22 protein-coding genes are annotated in these 20,611 nt (G+C 36.8%); 13 read left to right on the forward strand and 9 right to left on the reverse strand.

Going from position 1 to position 20,611, the window contains the following annotated elements; all coding sequences use genetic code 11:
* The first annotated feature begins 116 nt into the window (after positions 1 to 116).
* The 3 genes from Q7I96_08975 (at position 117) to Q7I96_08985 (ending at position 2,879) form a co-directional block, all read left to right on the forward strand.
* A complete protein-coding gene (locus tag Q7I96_08975; protein ID MDO9627739.1) occupies positions 117 to 1,799 on the forward strand; it encodes a SulP family inorganic anion transporter in 1,683 nt (560 codons plus the stop codon).
* 197 nt (positions 1,800 to 1,996) lie between these two features.
* Positions 1,997 to 2,548 (forward strand): hypothetical protein, encoded by a 552-nt coding sequence (locus Q7I96_08980; GenBank protein ID MDO9627740.1) that lies wholly within the window; start codon positions 1,997 to 1,999, stop codon positions 2,546 to 2,548.
* Positions 2,549 to 2,663: 115 nt separating this feature from the next.
* Positions 2,664 to 2,879 carry a helix-turn-helix transcriptional regulator gene (locus Q7I96_08985; protein ID MDO9627741.1) on the forward strand — a complete coding sequence of 72 codons (216 nt, stop codon included), beginning with the start codon at positions 2,664 to 2,666 and terminating at the stop codon, positions 2,877 to 2,879.
* A 100-nt stretch (positions 2,880 to 2,979) separates the two neighbouring features.
* Here Q7I96_08985 and Q7I96_08990 read toward each other — a convergent pair whose 3' ends face one another.
* From Q7I96_08990 to Q7I96_09000, 3 genes are all read right to left on the reverse strand, one after another.
* A complete protein-coding gene (locus Q7I96_08990) occupies positions 2,980 to 3,408 on the reverse strand; it encodes a pyridoxamine 5'-phosphate oxidase family protein (GenBank protein ID MDO9627742.1) in 429 nt (142 codons plus the stop codon).
* A 72-nt stretch (positions 3,409 to 3,480) separates the two neighbouring features.
* Positions 3,481 to 3,852 carry a hypothetical protein gene (locus tag Q7I96_08995; GenBank protein ID MDO9627743.1) on the reverse strand — a complete coding sequence of 124 codons (372 nt, stop codon included), beginning with the start codon at positions 3,850 to 3,852 and terminating at the stop codon, positions 3,481 to 3,483.
* 481 nt (positions 3,853 to 4,333) lie between these two features.
* The gene (locus tag Q7I96_09000) at positions 4,334 to 4,558 is read right to left on the reverse strand and encodes a hypothetical protein (protein ID MDO9627744.1); all 225 of its coding nucleotides are present in this window, start codon (positions 4,556 to 4,558) and stop codon (positions 4,334 to 4,336) included.
* Between the two features lie 202 nt (positions 4,559 to 4,760).
* Between Q7I96_09000 and Q7I96_09005 the strand changes: the two genes are divergently transcribed.
* A complete protein-coding gene (locus Q7I96_09005; protein ID MDO9627745.1) occupies positions 4,761 to 5,078 on the forward strand; it encodes a hypothetical protein in 318 nt (105 codons plus the stop codon).
* A gap of 110 nt (positions 5,079 to 5,188) precedes the next feature.
* Positions 5,189 to 6,040, forward strand: coding sequence for a hypothetical protein (locus Q7I96_09010; GenBank protein ID MDO9627746.1), 852 nt, complete (start codon positions 5,189 to 5,191; stop codon positions 6,038 to 6,040).
* A 79-nt stretch (positions 6,041 to 6,119) separates the two neighbouring features.
* Here Q7I96_09010 and Q7I96_09015 read toward each other — a convergent pair whose 3' ends face one another.
* The 4 genes from Q7I96_09015 to nuoE are packed head-to-tail and all read right to left on the reverse strand — an operon-like array spanning position 6,120 to position 9,227.
* Positions 6,120 to 6,659 (reverse strand): GAP family protein, encoded by a 540-nt coding sequence (locus Q7I96_09015; protein ID MDO9627747.1) that lies wholly within the window; start codon positions 6,657 to 6,659, stop codon positions 6,120 to 6,122.
* On the reverse strand, positions 6,619 to 6,813 hold the full coding sequence (locus Q7I96_09020) for a hypothetical protein (protein MDO9627748.1): 195 nt from the start codon (positions 6,811 to 6,813) through the stop codon (positions 6,619 to 6,621). The genes Q7I96_09015 and Q7I96_09020 overlap by 41 nt, the downstream gene beginning before the upstream one ends.
* A 47-nt stretch (positions 6,814 to 6,860) precedes the next feature.
* Complete coding sequence (locus Q7I96_09025) at positions 6,861 to 8,723, reverse strand: NADH-ubiquinone oxidoreductase-F iron-sulfur binding region domain-containing protein (GenBank protein ID MDO9627749.1); 1,863 nt, start codon at positions 8,721 to 8,723, stop codon at positions 6,861 to 6,863.
* Positions 8,724 to 8,762: 39 nt separating this feature from the next.
* Positions 8,763 to 9,227 carry an NADH-quinone oxidoreductase subunit NuoE gene (nuoE, locus tag Q7I96_09030; GenBank protein MDO9627750.1) on the reverse strand — a complete coding sequence of 155 codons (465 nt, stop codon included), beginning with the start codon at positions 9,225 to 9,227 and terminating at the stop codon, positions 8,763 to 8,765.
* A 311-nt stretch (positions 9,228 to 9,538) separates the two neighbouring features.
* Here nuoE and Q7I96_09035 point away from each other — a divergent pair, with 311 nt between their 5' ends.
* A complete protein-coding gene (locus Q7I96_09035) occupies positions 9,539 to 9,853 on the forward strand; it encodes a carboxymuconolactone decarboxylase family protein (protein MDO9627751.1) in 315 nt (104 codons plus the stop codon).
* Positions 9,854 to 9,951: 98 nt separating this feature from the next.
* Positions 9,952 to 10,701 (forward strand): formate dehydrogenase accessory sulfurtransferase FdhD, encoded by a 750-nt coding sequence (gene fdhD / locus Q7I96_09040; GenBank protein MDO9627752.1) that lies wholly within the window; start codon positions 9,952 to 9,954, stop codon positions 10,699 to 10,701.
* A 103-nt stretch (positions 10,702 to 10,804) separates the two neighbouring features.
* Here the strand turns inward: fdhD and hxlB are convergent, their stop codons facing one another.
* Entirely contained in the window at positions 10,805 to 11,389 is a 585-nt protein-coding gene (gene hxlB, locus Q7I96_09045) for a 6-phospho-3-hexuloisomerase (protein MDO9627753.1), read from the reverse strand.
* Between the two features lie 261 nt (positions 11,390 to 11,650).
* Here hxlB and Q7I96_09050 point away from each other — a divergent pair, with 261 nt between their 5' ends.
* From Q7I96_09050 to Q7I96_09075, 6 genes are all read left to right on the forward strand, one after another.
* Positions 11,651 to 12,514, forward strand: coding sequence for a LysR family transcriptional regulator (locus tag Q7I96_09050; protein ID MDO9627754.1), 864 nt, complete (start codon positions 11,651 to 11,653; stop codon positions 12,512 to 12,514).
* Between the two features lie 239 nt (positions 12,515 to 12,753).
* Positions 12,754 to 13,662: a carbohydrate kinase family protein gene (locus tag Q7I96_09055; GenBank protein ID MDO9627755.1), complete on the forward strand. Its 909-nt coding sequence runs from the start codon at positions 12,754 to 12,756 to the stop codon at positions 13,660 to 13,662.
* 414 nt (positions 13,663 to 14,076) lie between these two features.
* Positions 14,077 to 15,378: a phosphomethylpyrimidine synthase gene (gene thiC / locus Q7I96_09060; protein MDO9627756.1), complete on the forward strand. Its 1,302-nt coding sequence runs from the start codon at positions 14,077 to 14,079 to the stop codon at positions 15,376 to 15,378.
* Between the two features lie 379 nt (positions 15,379 to 15,757).
* Positions 15,758 to 17,335, forward strand: coding sequence for a lysine--tRNA ligase (lysS, locus tag Q7I96_09065; protein MDO9627757.1), 1,578 nt, complete (start codon positions 15,758 to 15,760; stop codon positions 17,333 to 17,335).
* A 107-nt stretch (positions 17,336 to 17,442) separates the two neighbouring features.
* Complete coding sequence (locus Q7I96_09070) at positions 17,443 to 17,961, forward strand: UGSC family (seleno)protein (GenBank protein MDO9627758.1); 519 nt, start codon at positions 17,443 to 17,445, stop codon at positions 17,959 to 17,961.
* Between the two features lie 130 nt (positions 17,962 to 18,091).
* Positions 18,092 to 19,285: a hypothetical protein gene (locus Q7I96_09075; GenBank protein MDO9627759.1), complete on the forward strand. Its 1,194-nt coding sequence runs from the start codon at positions 18,092 to 18,094 to the stop codon at positions 19,283 to 19,285.
* A gap of 15 nt (positions 19,286 to 19,300) precedes the next feature.
* Here Q7I96_09075 and Q7I96_09080 read toward each other — a convergent pair whose 3' ends face one another.
* Complete coding sequence (locus Q7I96_09080) at positions 19,301 to 20,518, reverse strand: Ig-like domain-containing protein (protein ID MDO9627760.1); 1,218 nt, start codon at positions 20,516 to 20,518, stop codon at positions 19,301 to 19,303.
* Positions 20,519 to 20,611 lie beyond the last annotated feature (93 nt).

Genomic DNA, 20,611 nt, shown 5'->3' on the forward strand with positions numbered 1-20,611 from the left:
TAATAAACTTTATCTATTTCTGAGTTCAATTTTATTATAAAGGCAATTATATGTCTTATTTTAACATATAATAAAAAAAATAGCTTTAAAAAATAAAATGAAATCATCCCGATAAAATGAAATCAATTTCATCATATCTACCCATAACTCAATGGGCCCGAAATTATAATAAAGACTGGCTTAGACCAGACATCATAGCCGGAATAACCGTAGGGGCCTTCACCATACCAGAAGTTATGGCCTATGTTTCCCTGGCCAATGTACCTCCCGAAATTGGTTTATACTCGGCCATGGTGGCTCTACTAGTTTACATGGTTTTCGGGTCATCCAAACAACTATCTATTGGACCCACTTCCACCCTTTCCATACTGGTAGGGGCCACCCTGGGTTCTCTGATGATTCCCAATGCCAGCCAGTACCTCATGATGGTCTCCCTGGTTGCAGTAGCCGCTGGGGTTTTGGCCCTGATTTCGTGGACATTACAGATGGGTTTTATTGTTAAATTCATTTCTAAAACTGTTTTAACCGGTTTTTTAGCAGGTATCGCCTTATTTATTGCCTCCGGACAGCTACCCAAATTATTTGGAATAGAAAGCAGCTCTGGAACTTTTTTTGAACGGATATACTATCTCATCATGCATCTGGACCAAACTAACTGGTACACACTGGCCATAGGAGCAGCAGGTATCGTTTTCTTATATGTAGGCCATAAAAAGTACCCTAAACTACCCCACGCCCTCTTTCTGGTTATTGGTTCCATTATACTGATTACCATTACCAATCTGGCCTCTTTCGGTGTTGATTTAGTGGGTGCCATTCCTCAGGGTTTACCTGGCCTAGTTATTCCCGATCCATCATTAATAGATGTGAATATCCTGGTAACTTTAGCGGCCACCGTTTTTTTGGTAAGCTACATTGAAGGTTATTTATTTGCCGAGGAATATGCAGCTAAATACCGTTATAAGATTGATGGAAATCAGGAACTGCTTGCTTTAGGGGCTTCCAATGTTATGGTGGGCCTATTTCAGGGACTTCCCATTGGAGGGGCCCTTTCCCGTACGGCCGTGAATGATGATAATGGAGCTAAGAGTCAATTATCAGGAGGCGTAGCTGCTTTACTAATCATAGTGGTACTTTTATTTTTCACCGGGGTTTTTTACAACTTACCCCAAGCCATACTGGCCGCCATTGTACTTTATGTTATTAAAGGCCTGGTGGACATCCCTCATTTTCGCAATATTTACTATTTCAACCGCATAGAATTTGCCATTGCCCTGTTAACCATGTTGTCTGTGGTGTTTTTAGGGGCCCTGGAGGGAATTGTCATAGGAGTCATACTGTCCATTTTAGGACTACTAAAAAACATGTACAATCCACATGTAGCTATATTAGGACGTATACCTGGCACTAATCGATTTTTAGATATTCAAAGCCGACCAGAAGGTGAAATAATTTCCCACACCCTCATTGTGAGGATTGATGGTTCCCAAATATTCCTGAACACCGAAAATATAAAGAATACCCTTATCGAACTGGTAGATCACGAATATAATGATACCAAACTATTTATTCTTGATTTTGAATCTACAGCTTTCATTGATTATTCCGGAATCAAGATGCTAGAGGAGCTTTATGAAGAAATGAACCACCGAGGCATTAAAATTAAAGCAGCCAATGTTTATGATCCTTTAAGAGAATATATTAAAAAAAGCAAGCTGGAAGAACAAATAGTGGAAAGCGAGGTTTCTTTAAGTATTGGAGATTGTATTAAACGATGGAAAACCGAAAAAAAGGATTAGTATAATGATATTCCAGATATTAATCTATCAAATAACTTTAAATTCTTTTTGATTAATCTATAGATTTATATTATTATTTTTTCATTAACCAAAGATTTAAATAGTAAAATGTTATATCTATCAAACATAATGTTAAAAAAATATAACATAATGTTGCAAATAAACAACATATGCTAAAATAAAAATGAGGTGAAGTGATGAAAATAGAATTTAATTATTTTTGGGGCATTCTCGGTTTTCTAGGAGTATTGGGGTATGTTTTAGAAAATCCAATATATTATGCGTTTTTTGCATTTTTTATACTATTTTTAGTGCCTCTTTTTAACAAAAAAGAAAATGTTGAAGAGGGTAAAAAATGGTTGGGCAATTATAATTGGCATAACATAAGTATATGGCTTGGATCTGCTGCTTTAATGCTTTCAGGATTTATAATGATGGCTACCAAGACCATGAACGACTTAGTATCAGTTATGCTCTTATTAGGAATAATGGCCTTAGTATCTAATTTTTTCACCTATGTGGGAATGGATAAAAAAGCCCAAGATGAGCGATTACGAAAAATAGGTACATATGCCACGACTTATTCCTGGTACATAACCTTAACGTTCGTTTCTTTCCTGGTATTAAGCATGTATTGGGGGCAAAATATACGCAACCCCATCGAATTAATGGGAGTGACCATTTTCGTCATGACCTCCACTATGCTTGTAGCAAACACTATTTTAGGCCATAAAGGCGACATAGACTAAAATAATAATCTAATATTCTTCAATAAATTATGCTAGTTAGGTAGTGGTCAAAAACGATTTTATAGTAAAAAATTGTTCTTTATTGATTGAATTATGGAAATTAAGGAGATATGGGATGAAGACCAGAATAAAAGAATTACGGGCCAAGTACGATCTAACCCAGGCCCAATTAGCAGAAAAAGTTGGAGTCAGGCGGGAAACCATTGTCTTCTTGGAGAAAGGTAAATACAACCCCTCTCTGAAATTAGCTTATATGATCGCCAGAGTTTTAGAGGCCGATATTGAGGATATTTTCATTTTTGAAGAGAAAGAGTTGGAAATAGATAATTAAACTATTCTCTTTCTTCATAAAATTGAAGAAAATTAATCGAACTGCGTTTTAATAAATTATTCCTTAATAAATATAAAATAAATTATAATTAAGAAATAATTTAATCCCCAAACTTAATCATATCTTTAGGCTGGAAATTAGTGGCCATGGTCCAGAAATAGGCCTCACCCTTGGCAATGCGGAAAATTATCAGTCCTGGGTGGTCAAAGGTCATACCAAATTCTTTAAGAAATGGCCTATCTTCTAAAACTTTCTTTTTAAGTTCCACATCATCTACAAATTCCACTTCACCAGCCACCCGCATCATGGTCCCGGTCTGTTCGTCAGGTTGCCAGAAGCAAGCTTCAACTTTGTGATTGGCCTGCATTTGTCCATACATATCCTTTACAGCACCAATTTGAAAGTAAAATCCAGTCTCATCAGCAAACCAGAAACCTAGGGCCCTTACTCTTGGTTGATCTCCCTCGGCCGTGGCCAGATAACAGACTGGTGTTTCATTGGCAAATTTTATACAATCTTTAAAATCCATTTTATCACCATTAGTAATATGATTGGGCCAATTTATGTTTTTATCTAATTAAAATTTTAATGAATTTCAAAGTCACATCAGAACCTCATCCAATCTATGCCTCTCCTCAAAGATAAGGCCCACTAAGAAAAAGGATCCCAGGCCAGCTATCAGAGCATAGAATAAGAAACCAGCGGCTGATTGATAAAGGGAATTTACATAACTATATACTACAATTATATCCAGAGCAGCTATTCCTAAACCCATAATAATCCAGAATATTTTATTATAATGACCTTTGAATCTAAATAAATCATATACTAAGAATAAAAAGAATGCTATGGCCATGAAGAGTTGGAAAATCGAATGAGAAATTATGAATTCATAAAGGCTGGAAATACTAGCTATACTGAATATAATTACCAATAAGATCAGCCAGTACTTTTTTTTACTTATATTTTCCATTTTTTATTCACCATTCATTTCTCCAAAAAAACCTGATTATTTTCCCTATGATAGAATTCATAAATTAATAATATTAACATCCCAATTAAAGATGCAAAAGTCAAATAAATAAAAAATATTTTATTTCCAAAGAATTCTGGTATAAATAGATAGATATAAGCAAATATAATTCCAAATATAATGATAATTGAAAATTGAGTCATGAAATAAGTCTTATTATAATATCCTTTATTTTGGAATACCCCATTTAATACTAAATAAAATCCCAAATAAATATAAGGTATTGAAATTTCTTGAACCGATAAAAGTCCCATTAATCCTGAAAATCCGAACATCACGCCGAGAATTATATTTAATAAACCTTTCCTCATTAATTAGCCTCTTATTTAATAATATACTAAATTAAGAACCATACAATAAAAAATTTTCTAATTGAAACCAAAATATACCAAATAAAATGGATTTAAGAGATTAAATAATATTACTTCTTAAAAACAACCAAATTCCCATCAATGCGGGCCACATTGGTAAATGAAGCCAGTGTACCCGCCCCGGCATCCAGCTCAGGATCATGATACTCCGCGGTGAAGGCCTTGTGTTTTTCATGTATTTTAGTTATTTTTCCTTCTAATTGCCTTCCGTCTTCTCCCCATTTAAATATAACGTCTTTGCCTTCTAATAATTCTAATTGAGATGAGATATCCATATTATCACCTTTTAAATATGTTTTTAAAATCTAATAATTATAATTGATATAAACATGGTGTCATTTAATTAAATATTTAAATTAATATTTGTTTTTATTAATTAATATTAAACAGTTATCTCCTTAAACACCTAAGTCGGTGGTGTTTATATTTACTAATATCCAATCTTTAAAGTAAGAAATTAATATTTGAGGTAAAAAAATGCAAAAATCAATTTTATATATAATTCTAGGATTATTGTTCTTATTACTGGGTATTGGGGACATTAATACAACAAGCCTTACCGTGGGAGCAATATTTCTAATTTGCGGCCTTTTCATGTATAAAAAATATGAAAATAAAACTATTTTCGTGGGAGTGACCTCCGCCGTTCTGGTAGCAATGTCAATTATAACCTATCTACAGATTACTAACCCCAATTATAGTGGTAGCTTGTTTTACAACGGAACTTTCTTTATTCTGATGATATTAGCTGGACTGTTTATCATTTACAAGTTCCCTCAAAACTGGAGATTATGATTCACCACAGCAATATAGTAACCAATTTAATGCTTAACATCTATAATCAAACCATTAAAATAATATTATGAATTTAGATTAAAAGTTATACTGCCAATGGAGGCTTAGTTTTGAATAAATTTTGGAACAATTTTAATTATGTGGCCGTTATTGCCGGGCTTTTGGCCGGGCTTTTACTAAGCATTATTTTAAAATTTTTTATAGGAAATAATGCTCTATTTTTACTGCCCCTTATGGCCAGCGTGATTTCCGTGTATTTATCAAAGGAATCAGACTATATCACCGGAATAAGCACCGGGCTTTTGGCGGGATTAATTTCTATAATATGGATTGGTCCCTATTTCCTGATTTTAGGGCCTTTAGGTGGTTTTTTAGGAGTTATATTAAACCGCTATTTAGGTGATAAGCCTGAATTAAACCCAGTATTAAAAACAAAAAATAGTGTTAGTGAAGGTCGAGTGAAACCTATTCAAACTTGGATTGAACATTTAAACCTTGCTAAGCCCATTATTTTAGTTGCTACTATTTTATTAGGAGTAGTCTTGGTTTGGGGAGTTTTTACCGTGCCTACACCGGGCATGGAAACAGAACATGCTAAAACACCAGTACACACCAATACCACTCCCCAAAATCAAAGTTCAGTCAATCCTGAGGATGTGGCCTTGAAGAAAAACATTACAAAGTCTTTAGAATTATTTTTCAGTGATTTTAATCTATTATTCAAACAGAATGGTGTCACCAGAGGATACATTATCAGCAGCATACAAATAGAAAATATCACCAAAATTTCTTTAAACCAGGTCCAGGTCAGTGTAAAATTAACCAGAATAACCAGTAATGGGGGCCAATTTAATTCCGAATGGAGGGGCCCTTTCTTTTTAGTTAATGGAACCTGGATAGATAAAGGTGAATTTATCCAGATACATTCTTATAATGCCAGTTCTGGAAAAGATACCATGTAATTTTCCATTTATTTATTTATTTTTCTTAAATAATGATCGTATAAATAATAGAATTCTGATTTTGAATTAAAATTAAATTTTATATCCAGTTTAATCCATCTAAACCATTAGAAAGGAAATATAATCCAATTAAAATGACTAAAATTGCATTTAAATAGTGACAATTCCTTTTAATCCACTTTTTCAATTTAAAAAGGATTTTATTTGCTTTTTGAGGAGTTAAAAAGTATATCAAAACCGGCAAAGCTATCATTGACAGAGTAATAGCCATTAAAACCAATAATGAAATTATGGTACCCAACCATCCTAAACCAGCTGCCGCTATTTTACTTCCACCCAGAAAAACAAGCGCAGTGGTAATGAAATTGAGAGCAAAGAGACCCATGGCCAGAAACAAGCTACTAAGAAATTCTGAAGTGGCAGATTTATTATTTGTAGGGAGTTCTAGTTCTTTCTCTTCAAACCATGCTTTCTTCTTTAATAGGATTTTAAAACCGTAGTAGAGAACTATGATTCCTAAAATCAAGTCTATCCATGATTTAAGTGGGCCTGGATCGGCCCTGGTCAAAATAAAACCTTCAGCAGTTACCATGCCTAACAAAGCTGCTATCAAGATCATCAGTGTTGATCCCAGTAAAAAACCAGCCCCCGCTAGTTTTAGGTCTTTTAGAAAGAGACAGTAGAACTATTAGTAAAGCAAAACTGGTAGGGCTAATGGCTGCTGCTAGAGATATAGGTACGATTTCTAAGAGTAAAATGACTATTTCAGACATGTTATTTCCCTGATTAATAAAAAAATTAATAAAAAAAATGTAAAAAATTACTTCGCATCAACCAATTTAACTGCATTTTTCTTTCTTTTGCATAAATCCAGACAAGTACCACATTTAACACATGTTTCAGCATCAATAACATGGATTTCATCTTTAAATCCGGTGATGGCTGATACAGGACAGGATTTAAGACAAACCATGCACCCATCACAAATTTCAGCATCAATGGTGTACTCTATAAAGTCTTTACAGTCCAAGGCCGGGCAAACACCATCTTTGATATGGGCCTCGTATTCGTCCATGAAAAAGCGAGTGGTGGTTAAGATAGGGTTGGGTGATGATTGTCCCAGTGCACAGAGCGATCCTTTTTTAATGGCCTGAGCCAGATCAGGTAATAGCTTAAGATCTTCTTCTGAACCTTTACCTGTGGTCATATCAGTCAAAATATCCAGCATCTGTTTGGTTCCCAATCTACAAGGAACGCATTTACCACAAGACTCCCTTTGAATAAATTCCAGGAAATAGCGAGCCACTTCTACCATGCAAGTGCTCTGGTCCATGACTACCAATCCACCAGATCCCATCATGGCCCCCACACCGATGAGTGAGCTATAATCAATTGACGTATCAATATGTTGGGCCGGTATGCATCCTCCAGAGGGGCCTCCAATTTGCACGGCCTTAAATTCACCATCGTCAATAATTCCCCCACCTATATCAAATATTACTTCTTTTAGAGTGGTTCCCAGTGGTACTTCAATTAAGCCCGTATTTTTAACCTGCCCCACCAGACAAAAAGTTTTAGTTCCTTTACTCTCCGTGGTTCCCAGTTCCGAATATTTATCTGCACCTTTTTGCATAATAAGTGCCGCGCTGGCCATGGTTTCCACATTATTTATGACTGTGGGCTTGCCAAATAGGCCCTCCGTAGTTGGAAATGGAGGTCTAGTTCGAGGAGTTCCCCTTTTACCTTCAATGGATGCCAGAAGTGCAGTTTCCTCACCACAAACAAATGCCCCTGCACCTTCTTTTATAATAATTTCCAGATTAAATCCAGATCCTTGAATATTTTCACCCAGGAATCCTCGCTCTGTCATTTGGGAGATAGCAATTTTTAATCGCTCCAGAGCCAGCGGATATTCTGCTCTGCAGTAAATGTAGGCTTTTTCTGCTCCAATAGTCTTAGCCGCAATTAATATTCCTTCCAGAACAGAGTGGGGATCACTTTCTAAAAGTGAGCGATTCATAAATGCTCCTGGATCTCCTTCATCAGCATTGCACACCAAGTAATTGGTCTCCTGGTCAGAATCTATGCAGAATTGCCATTTCATCCAAGTGGGGAATCCAGCTCCCCCTCTTCCCCGGACACCAGCTTTTTTCATTTCCTCAATTATCTCGGAGGAATCCATTTCCAAGGCTCTCATGAAACCAGCATATCCTCCTTGGGCCAAATAGTGTCCTATATTAGTGGGATCAATAAAGCCGCAGTTTCGGAGAATTCTGCGTTCCTGCATTTTCATAGATTTTTGTTCCAAAAGAGGAGTTATTCCATCAATATATCCTTCTCCCCAGCTTCCCAGAGCATATTCTGGTAAAGGAATATCATTGATAAGATGAGATTTGGCTATCTCTCTGGCCACTTTTTTAGTGACGTTTCCATAAATTAATGCGGGTTTTTGTGGTTTTGAGACCATGATAATAGGTTCAGCATAACATAAGCCTATGCAGCCCACTTCAATTATTTCAGCATGATATTTGGCTTTTTCCATTTCAGATTCAATGGCTTCTTTTGCAATTTGAGCTCCAGCCGAGTTTCCACAAGTAGCTGATCCAATTAAAACAGCATTCTCTTTAGAAAATAGTGAATCATAGGCCTTTTTTTCTTGCTGGACCATTTCTTTAAAGTTCATGATTTTTCCCCTTCAAATATACGTCTAAAATAGTAATCATTATTTTGACGGTTTTTCTGGATTATAACCTCTAAAAAGTTTTTTAATGCTTCTCAAAGATAATTTAGACTTAATTTCATCATCTACCATAGCTGCAGGAGCCAGAGCACAGCATCCCAGACATCCTACTGATTCCAGAGAGTATTCGCCGTCAGAAGTAGTTTCTCCATCAGTTATATCCAAATGGCGTTCCATACCCTCAATTATTTGCTTGGCCCCCGTTACATGACATGCAGTTCCTGTGCAGACAGCTATGTGTTTTTTTCCTTTAGGGTTGAACCTGAATTGGGTGTAGAAAGTAGCCACACCATATATTTCACTTTCCGGTACCCCCGTGAATTTTGAAACTTCCCTCATGAGTTCCTCACTCAGGTACCCGTATTCCGATTGAATGTCCTGAAGTAAGGGGATTAAATCTGATTTTTCTCTTTTGTAGTTGGATAAAATTTTATCTAAATCTTGCATGTTATCCTCCCAATAATTTCGCTGCCAAATAAATGGCTAATTAATAATTGTGAATTATTTATCCTGTAATTAAGTAAATAAAATTGTATTTCGCCTTATAATCATGAAAAATAGTATTGAAAACCTATTTAGACCATTAGAATTGATTTTTAATAAAATTTATTATAGCCTTCGCATATATAAATTAATGCATGAGAAATCATATATTAATTACCTGAAATTAGGTGAAGAAATTCGGTGAAAATTGATCTTTAAATAATAAACTATAGAAATTACATCCAGATTTTATTTAAAAAATTGAGGTTTAAAAAATGGCTGAAGAATATCCAAAACACCACGTAAGTATAAGAGCCCGGTACCAAGATTATAGTAATGTTTTATCAGATTTAGGAAAAGTAGTGAGAGAAAGTGGGCCTATTGACCACAAAAACTCCCATCTGATTCAGTTAGCTGCATCCGCTTCCATAAGGTCTGAAGGAGCTGTTCACAGTCACGTTAAAAGGGCACTTGATGCCGGAGCTACCCCAGATGAGATTTATCATGCCATAATGCTGGCCACTAGCATTATTGGGTTTCCAAGTGTTGCAGCAGCTATTTCCTGGGCCGACGACATAATAAATGAATAAATTTCCCTTATTTTTTTAAAGATTAGATTTTATAACCGGGGGATTCGTTCCCTAAACTAAAATACCCGCATATTGTAAATATTTATTCAGGTGCTCCCATGAACATGTATGAAACAGTTCCCGCTATCAAAGTCCGTGCAAATTCTGAATCTGTAATGGAAAAAGTGGTAAAAGACGAAGAAATAGAATTAATTGCCAATGAAACTTTAAAAAGGAAATTTTCCATTAGTCCAGATTCTCTAAAGGAATTTGCTCTAGGATACCTCCTGGGAGAAGGTCTCATCCGTTCTATGGATAATGTTAAGGACATTAGAATAGAAGAAAAGACCATTTATGCTCAGGTGGACATGGAAGATTTTGATATAATCCAGGAACTAGTAGTTGGTTCTGACTGTTTTGGTGGGTGGAGACAAAAAATAGAATTTGTTAATAAGGTAGAATCTGATTTTACAGTAGATAAGCAAACCATCCTTGACTCCGCCCAGAAATTAAAAGATAGTGCCCATACCTGGCAGGAAACAGGTGGAACCCATGTGGCAGCCCTGGTTTATAAAGATAAATTCTTATCTAGGGAAGATGTTAGCCGGCACGTGGCCGTGGATAAGGTTATAGGAGCTGGTTTAATAGAAAAAGTGGATTTTAAAAATAGTTACATCGTATACAGTGGCCGTATGCCCGCCGACATGCTGATAAAAATTGCCCGGGTGGGAATACCAGTACTTACATCTAATGCGGCCCCCACCACATCAGGTTATGCCGTGGCACAGGAAGCTGGTGTTACCATGGTAGGATTTGTCAGGGGCGACCGTTTTAACATTTACACCCATCCAGAGCGGATTATACTTTAAAAAAAATACTCCTCGTCTTCTATTTTTAAATTAAGATAATAAATAGATAATAAATAATTAAATAAATCAGAAAAATTTTTTTAACAAATAAAAGGAAAATATTTCACTCCAACACATTATGCTTAAGTTTCATATCCTCTTCTGTTTTTTCCATTTTATTCATAAGCTCAGCAATGAAACCATCCAGAACTATGAGCGTTGAAATCTCAAATAAAGTTCCCAGTGGAGCTAAAGACTGATGTTTTCCACCCATCTGCCGAGTGATATAATCTTTTTCCATATCTATTTTGGTTCGGCCCTTGACAGGTACCACCAAGTCAGATAGGCTGGCCAGAGTAGATTCCTCATAAGAAGTAACAGCAATGATTTTAGCCCCTCTTTTGTCAGTGATATTGGCCGTGCTGATAATATAGCTGGTCTCACCAGATCCAGATATGGCCACTAAACAATCATCATCGTGAATAGCAGGAGTTATGGTCTCTCCCACCACGTAAACACTAAAACCTAAGTGCATCAATCTCATGGCAAAAGCCTTGGCCACTAACCCGGAACGGCCCAATCCCAGCACGAATATATTTTTAGAGGCAATTATGATTTCCATCATTTCATTTATGGTTTCTTTATCCAGTTCCCCCGAGACTTCCTGCACATTTTCCATTATTTCATTAATAGCATCATTTATAATCATTTTACGACCCCATCATAATTTAAATAATTTTATAATCAATATAATCTTTTAATAAATCAAATTTAGATAAATAAAGAATTATAATGCATTTTTAATTTGGATATATAATTCCATAAACACAATACTAAATTATAATCAATTGATTCTATATATAAGGTTATGAAATTTTTTATAATTATATTCTCACATATCTTAGGAAATATTTTGATTTAAAAAATAAAAATATAGCTAATAAAAATAATAGATAATTTTAGAAAACCCATGAAATTTAATCCACTCTTAGGAATTGAAATCAATGGCCAGGCCTTTAGTTACAAATTTTTCCGGACCCTGCAATTGATATCCCAGACCTGGTCCCAGCGCAAGGCCGCAAAAGAATTGGGTATTTCCGCCCCGGTTTTGAACCGTCGCATACTGGAAGCAGAGGCCAAATTAGGTTTTAAAGTGGTGGAAAGTACCGGCGCCGGATCTGAACTGACTTCTCAGGGACTAGAAATTCTGGAAAGCCATCACCGTTATTTAACTAAAATGGAACCCAATAAAAAACCAGTTATATGTGGAGGGCATATTTCTTCCGGTCTTTTAGCCACACTTGCCGCGGAATTTGGCCTGGACGCAGTAATATATGGCAGCGACGATGAGAGCTCATTTTATCTGGCCCAAAAAGAACTCCTGGATATCCTAGCATTGGACGATCCATTAATTGGCTTTCAACGTGATTTAGATTTTACACCCATTGCTTTTGACCACTTGGTACTGGTATCCAGTCCTGGAGACGAAATAAACAGCTTGCAAGAACTTATAAATTCTCAGTTTATTGCGGTTTCCAGTTCCTCCCAAAGACTGGCCTGGAAAACATTGCAGGATAGAAAAATTCCTTTTGAAGTAATAAAAAAAGTTAAATCGCCCTATGAAGCTTATAAACTGGTTGAAAAAGGAGATAATATCCACACTTTCTTAAATGCCAGTTTCTTTTCAGGTAGTGACATTTTAAAAGAAGAAACCACTCACGTAATTAGTCTAGTGCGTTACGGGGACTTTAACCCGGAAATTGAAACATTTATTGATTTTATACTGGGGCCCGGGCAGAGAATTGTTGAAAATCAGGGTTTTAAGTCGCTTTAAAATAAATTAAAAAAAAATTAATATACTATTCAGATTTATTTCGTTTTTTTAATTTGATTATCACCAGAATAATTATTCCTGCGATTATTAAAAGAATTAAAAGCAAATTGACGACTTTTCACAACCCAAAAAAAGGAATTGTGTTACTAATATTTAAATTATTATTCTTAATTGAAACAAAATAGCAAATCTTGAAAAATTTTAAGTACATTAAAAACCAACATAAGCCAGGTGATTTATTGAGTTATAATAGGGATTTACTGGCCATAGGCCACACTGCTTTTGACTATATTATACAAGTAGGGGAGTTTCCAGACCCCAATTCATCAACGGCCATTAAGAAAATGAAAAATCTTCATGGTGGAGCCGCGGCCAACGTAGCCGTGGTTGGATCCAGCCTGGGACTTGATACTGACCTTATATCTGCCGTGGGTGGCGATTTTAAAGAATCAGAATACCGAAAATTCTTAAATGATGCGGGGATTGACACCAAGCACATGATAGTGTTTCCAGAAGACAATACTCCCACTGCATTTGTATTGACTGATGCTAATAACGATCAGATCAGTTACTTCTACTGGGGAGCAGCTAAAAACTTTAAAAATGCTCCAGTACCAGAAAAGGCCATTGAAAATACTAGAGCCGTGCATCTGGCCACCGGAGACCCCATTTTTAATCGTAAATGTGGGGAAGTAGCTCGGGAGAAAGGTAAATTAATATCCTTTGATCCTGGTCAGGACCTGCACATGTACTCTCCCGAGGAATTAAAGGAAGTAGTATGCCTTTGTGACATTTTATTTGGTAATCACTTTGAAATAGACCGTATAAAAGAAACTCTAGGCATTAACATGCAGGAGCTTCGAGAATGCGGGCCAAAAATTGTGGTAAAGACTTATGGTAAAGAAGGAAGCACGGTTTATGCTGATGGAAATAATATCAAGGTACAGGCCGTTTTCCGAGAGGCAGTGGATCCTACAGGGGCAGGAGACTCTTATCGTGCCGGTTTTTTAAGGGCCTATTTAGCAGATAAACCGCTGGAATATTGTGCTAAATTTGCATCAGCCGTTTCTTCATTTATTGTGGAAGCACAAGGCTGCCAGACCAATGTTCCCGATTATGAAATGGCCTTAAAGAGAATGAATGAGTGATTAATAAAATGGATGAAAATTAATTCTTTTACATTCTTATTTTTAAATATTCTATAATCCGGATTAAAAATTAAAATAATGAGATAATTGAAAAATGAGTGACTACTTTTATTATTTTAGTATATAAAAATATTATAACTATTGTTAATATATACTAGAAACTCTAATAAGAGCATACTGGAATCGTCTTATTTATATATAAGGGAAAATTAAAACAGTATATCTTTTATTATGGAACAGAGATATTAACTGCACTATGATAGATTATTTACTATTGACTATCATATCAACCATGATATTATTGATAAAGATATTATTGATAAATCTTGATTCCAATATTGCTCCGGCCCCAAAAAGTCTTGATTATATTTCAAGTAAGGCTGTGAGTTTAAAAATTTAAAAAATGGTGATTCTATGACACAAATGGATGACGCAAAGAAAGGCATAATAACAGAGGAAATGAAAGCGGTGGCTCAAGCCGAAAACGTTTCTGAAGAATTCATCAGAAAATCTGTAGCTCAAGGAACCATAGCCATACCCAGTAACATAAACCGGGACAATGCAAAAGCTGTGGGTATTGGAGCTGGATTAAGAACCAAAGTAAACGCAACTATAGGCACTTCAACCGATATCTGTGACTTCGACTTGGAAGAAGAAAAGGCCAAAGTAGCCATGGCCCATCACGCTGATACTTTAATGGAACTTTCCGTAGGTGGAGATCTGGATGAAATCAGACAAAGAATTTTAAAAGTCTCTGACTTACCAGTAGGAAGCGTGCCTATTTACCAGGCCGCTGTGGAAACCATCCGAGAGAAAGGTTCCTCCATTTACATGGAAGAAGAATCCATGTTCAAAGCCATTGAAAAACAGGCAAAAGACGGTGTAGACTTCATGGCTATTCACTGCAGTGTGAACAAGGAAACCCTCAAGCGATTAAAAAGACAGGGCCGTGAAGGCGGACTTGTAAGTCGTGGAGGAGCTTTTGTATCTGCCTGGATGGTAGAAAATGAAGTGGAAAACCCCCTATACAAAAATTTCGATTATATATTGGAAATCGCCAAAGAACACGATTTCACTATGTCCATGGCCAACGCCATGAGGGCTGGAGCAATAGCTGATTCAACTGACCGGGCTGGAGTTCAAGAGCTAATTATTTTAGGAGAATTAGTGGACAAAGCACGAGAAGCAGGTGTACAGACCATTGTAGAAGGGCCGGGCCACATCCCATTAAATGAAATCCCAGCCAATGTAACCCTCCAGAAAAAACTCTGCAGAGGGGCTCCTTTTTACATGTTAGGACCTATTGTAACTGATATTGGTGCTGGATACGATCACATTGTGTCTTCCATTGGAGCGGCCGCATCTGCCGGTGCTGGAGCAGACTTCATCTGTTATGTAACTCCTGCCGAGCACTTAGCTCTTCCTTTCCCTGACGACGTGAAAGAAGGAGTTATTGCCACCCGTATAGGAGCATATGTGGGAGACATGGCCAAAGGTATTCACAACGGTGAAAAGGATTTAGTAATGGCTAATGCCCGTAAAAAACTCAACTGGGAAGCACAATACGACGCATCTATGTGTCCTGCGGAAGCCCGTAAAAAACGGGACGAAAGACCACCAGAAGACCCAGACACTTGTACCATGTGCGGTAACTACTGTGCGGTCAAAATCGTGAATGAATGGTTGGACAACGCCGAAGTTGACGTGTTTGATTAATTGAAATAATTAATTAAACTCTTTTCATTCTTTATTTAAATAAAATTTTTTTAAAAGGAAATATTTTTAATAAATATCTTTTTATATTTCTTATTTTTAAAATATAATAGTTAATATTATTCTTAAATAACTTGAAATAAATAAATTAATTTAATCTCATAAAAAACCGAATATTTCTGGTTTTCCTATGTAAGTCTATATTTTTAAAAAAGAAATTTAATTTCATTACTACCTAAATTATTAAAATAAAAATAAATCATATAATTAATTATTATAAACTGGTTATTTTATGTTCAATATAAATTATGTTCAATATAAATTTGAGCGAATAATAGCTTAGAAATTACATTAATTGACTCTATAAACTTAGGTGATTTGATTGAAACATTGGATAGAAAGGATAGCAGACGAATTAAAAGATTGGGATGTAGAAGAACATGTAGTGGCCAGCGGAACATCCATCTCTGGATCAATACATATTGGGAACTCATGTGACGTATTTATAGCAAATGCTGTGGGCAAGGCACTGAAACAAGAAGGAGCATCTTCCAAGACTATCTGGATAGCTGATGATCATGATCCCCTGCGTAAGGTTCCTTTTCCTCTTCCAGAAAGCTATGAAAAATACCTGGGCGTTCCTTATTCCCAGATACCTTGCCCTGAAGGCTGTTGTGACAGTTTTGTAGAGCATTTCCAGAAACCATTCCTGGACACCCTGGATGACTTTGGCATAGAACTGGAAACCTATTCTGGAGCCCAGATGTACAAGGACGGGTTATACCTGGATTACATACGCACTTCCCTGGAAAAGGCCCCTGAAATTCGGGAAATATTCAATAAATACCGTGAAAATCCCCTGGCTGATGACTGGTTGCCTTACAATCCTATCTGTACTGAATGTGGTCGGGTGAATACCACCTTCGCCTATGACTTTGAGGGCGATGAGGTTACTTACCGGTGCGAGTGTGGCTATGATGGCACTATGGACATCAAATCCGGAGAAGGGAAACTCACCTGGAGAGTGGAATGGGCTGCCCGATGGAAAATATTTGGAATAACCTGCGAACCATTTGGAAAGGACCACGCTGCCAGTGGAGGATCCTATGATGTGAGCAGTGTAATTTCTCAGGACATTTTTGATTACAAAGCACCTTATCCAGTTCCTTACGAGTGGATCACCCTTAAAGGAGAGGCCATGAGTAAGTCACACGGAGTATTTTTCACTCCAGGACAGTGGTTGGAAATTGGGCCTGCTGAGAGTCTAAATTATTTCTTATTTAGAAATAAACCAATGAAACACAAGGACTTCAACCCAGAAATGCCATTTTTAGACTTTGTGGAACAGTTTGACCGGGTGGAGCAAATATACTTCTGCAAAGAAGAAGCAGCCTCTGAAAAGGAAGAAGGGAAACTTAAAAAAATCTACCAAATGTCTCAAATCCAGGAAACAGAGAAAATGCCATTCCGGCCATCCTATCGTTTCTTAACGGTGGCCTATCAGATTGCTGGTGATGACCTGGAAAAAATCTACCATATATTACAGAGAAACTCCCAGCTACCGGAAGAAATGGAAAATAATTCATTTGAAGATTTATCTGATGATTTAAAAGATATTTTACAAAAAAGAATAATTCATGTTAAAAACTGGCTGGATACCTATGCTCCGGGCTTTGTCAAGTTCCAGGTGCAGGAAAAGATGCCTCCTGCGAATTTATCTCCGGAACAAACAGCATTTTTAAAGGATATGGCCACTTTACTGGAAGAGAAAGATCTTAATCCAGAGGAACTGCACGATGAAATGTATAATATCCTCAGAGAACACGATTTAAAACCACAAAAGGCCTTCCAGGCCATTTATCGAGTGGTTATTGGAAAGAAAATGGGGCCACGTGCCGCTTCATTTATCTTGTCCCTGGATAAGGATTTTGTCATTAAAAGGTTGAGATTAGAAGAATAATCTAAAATTCTCAATCTTTATTTTTTGATTTTAATTAATTGGATTTAATTTAGATTAATATTCAAATCATTTAATTCTTAGAATATAATTATAAAAAAGTGGTATTTGTGAAAGTTAATGTAACTGAAATGGAAGTAATGGATCCTTTGGCCGATTTTGGAGGAGAAAAAATTGACTTAAATGAAATTCCCTCAAAAATCTCTAAAATTTCCCTTTTTGACAATACCAAACCCCATGCCGATGTTATTCTGGAAACTATTGGTTCTCATTTACTAGACGTGGAAATTATTCACTCTGAAAAACCAGCCGGGGCCGGGGCCAGTGATGTACAACTGAAAAAGGCTGCTCAGGGAGATGTTTCTATACTGGCCCTGGGAGACTGTGGTTCCTGTACCACATGGGTTATTTTAGATGCCATACGACTGGAAAAAGAAGGTGTGGCCACTATATCAATATGTTCCCACAAATTTGCTCCTTTTGCTCGTAATCTGGCTCAGGCCCATGGTGCAGATGGTTTAATGATATTGGAAGTGGATCATCCTATTGCTGGTCGAAAAAAAGGCGAAGTGGTTGAAAAAACTCTTAAAATAGTTCCTGAGATTAAAAATATTTTAGGAATTAATTAATTTTTCTAGATTTTTTATTTTATTTTTATCAAAACTATATTTATTTCTTCTTATCAAATCTAATTCAACGATTAATAAAAAATAATTAATTTTTACCTATCTCCTAATTACAAATAATATGGTAATTTTCATGAAGCAAAAAATTGACAAATCATGTGGCTGTCTCATTGAAGACATTCAAGGTGAAAGTCCAGGAAAATCTAAAGACAAACAAACTATTGAATCCGTGCAGAAGTCTGACAGATTATGCCCTACTTCAAGCCAAGATGTAGAAATATTTGTAGATCCCGACGTGGAAAATATGAGCCTTGATTTTTACCAGAAAAAATATACTGATGGCCTACCTATAGTGCCCCCAACCAGGGAAAAAGTGAATAAATTCTATAAATACTCAGCCTACGAACCTCAAGAAGTGCTGGCCCTGCTCCCTCCCCGACAGGGAAAGGCCACTATAGAGAAAATAGCCATAAATGGAGTAATGGCCGGTTGTCTTCCTTTGTTTATGCCCGTTTTAGAGAAGGCCATCCTGGGAATGAGTCAATCCCAGTTTAATCTGGCCGGGGTCAATGCCACCACCCATCCCGTGGCCATCTGTGCCCTGATAAATGGCCCTATAGCTCAGGAACTGGAAATGAATGTAGGTGCCGGTTGTCTGGGTCCGGGAAACCTGGCCAATGCCACCATAGGCCGGGCCATAAGGCTTTGTTTAATTAATATTGCCGGGGCCGTACCAGGTATTGGGGACCATGCCACCATGGGTTCTCCAGCCAAGTACAGTTACTGTTTTGGGGAAAATGAAGAAGAAAGCCCCTGGGATCCACTGCATGTGGAGCGAGGTTTGCCCGCTGGTAGTAGTGCCGTTACGGTGCTGGGAATGGAGTGCCCGCATAATGTGAATGACCACCGCAGCAACACTGCTGAAGACGTGCTGGATACCATTGTGCACACCATATCCACTGCCGGGTGCAATAACAGCCACGTTCCTGGAGAATTAATGGTTATTATGAGTCCGGAGCATGCTGAAACGGTAGCTGGTGAGGGTTGGGCCAAAGAAGATGTTAAAAATTATATTCATGAAAAGGCCACTGTTCCAGTAGAATTAGGAGATCGGGGTGGCCGTCGATTAGATAAAAAATGGGTAAAAGAAGATATGGTTTCCCTGACCAGGTCGCCAGATGATGTTATAGTAGTGGTGGCCGGAGGAGTGGGAAGGCATACAATGGTGGCCCATGGCTTTGGAACTTCCTGTGAGTCTGTTACTGAGGGTTTGGTCTTAAAGAATGGGAGTTATGCTGGGTCGGTTAAGGATTATCTTAAAAAATAAAAGATATGGAAAATATTAGTATTTTCCTGTTTTGAATTTAAAAGAATAGAATTTGACTAAATTATTCCCAGCCAGGTCTTTTATGGCCGAAGCTGGTATGTAGACCTGATAAGTATTATAAGAGCTTCTTCTTAAATTCATTTTAATTTTTAGAGTATTTCCACTGATGGTTTTAGTGATGGCCACTTTTTTACCAGTCCTCAGATTTTTAATATAGATCTTAGACCAGTTAATGCTGCTTTTAATGTTTTCTGTGAGTTTAATAGAAATAGTGGCTGTTCTTGAAAAGCCAGTAGCTCCATTTTTAGGAGTTGTTAAAACTACTTTAGGTTCAGTTTTATCAATTACGTATTTTTCAGTACCTATGGCCGATTTTTTCCCATTGGAATCTATGCAAATAAATTTAAGAGTAGTTGTGGAATTTATCTGGATAGGGCCAGCAAATAATACACTGCTATTGGTAGGAGTGGTACCATCAGTGGAGTAATAAATAGTTGTTCCTGCTGTGGCATAGAGAGAAACATTTTTAGAAGTGTTGTAGCTGCCTCCTGCTAGATTAGCTTTTACAGCCAGTTTATTTATGGCATCACTATCTAATACATCAAGAAGCTTATTTGCATCAGAGGATTTCTTAGCCACTGAATCATTCATGTAAGTCTCAAAAATTATAGTGTTAATTCCCTTATTAGCAATAGGGATAGTGACATATTTAGGACTGGTACCATTTGGGGGATTATATGAAACTAAAAACGGCATTTTAGATATTATTTCATTAACATATCTTTGAGTTAATGAATTTTTGGAAATAGGATCCACAAAGCGAGCATACTGATAGCCACTAACCTTGTAGCGATTTTCATGCAGGTCCATAACCAACAGGGGATTTTCACTTGAAACATCAGGAACTATGAAACTTTGGGCCAGTAGCTGACCATTCATCCGTCCTTTACTGTAATCACTCGCATCTTTGGTCACATGAACCTGATAAAGCACATACCTTTTAGTTAGTGAAGATGATCTGGAAGTTATGGCATTGGCCATGGCAGTGTGTATTCCATACTCTTTAGGATGGACCCCTATTATGATAACAATAGTATCATTAGAGCTTAGATTTCCATAATTTTCTTTGGTTACATAACCATAGCTGGTACTGCCTATTTCAGCAGCAAAACTTACACTTATCGCTGAAAATATTATCAGCACACACAAAATTGTTCCTAGCATCCGATTCATCATTAGCCTCTTCTCATTTCTCCAAGTTATTAATTAATTAGTATCTATTCCTATATTTAATATTAATTGTGAATATTAATAGAAAATATAAAA

The organism is Methanobacteriaceae archaeon (assembly GCA_030656015.1).
GTDB lineage: Archaea > Methanobacteriota > Methanobacteria > Methanobacteriales > Methanobacteriaceae > UBA349.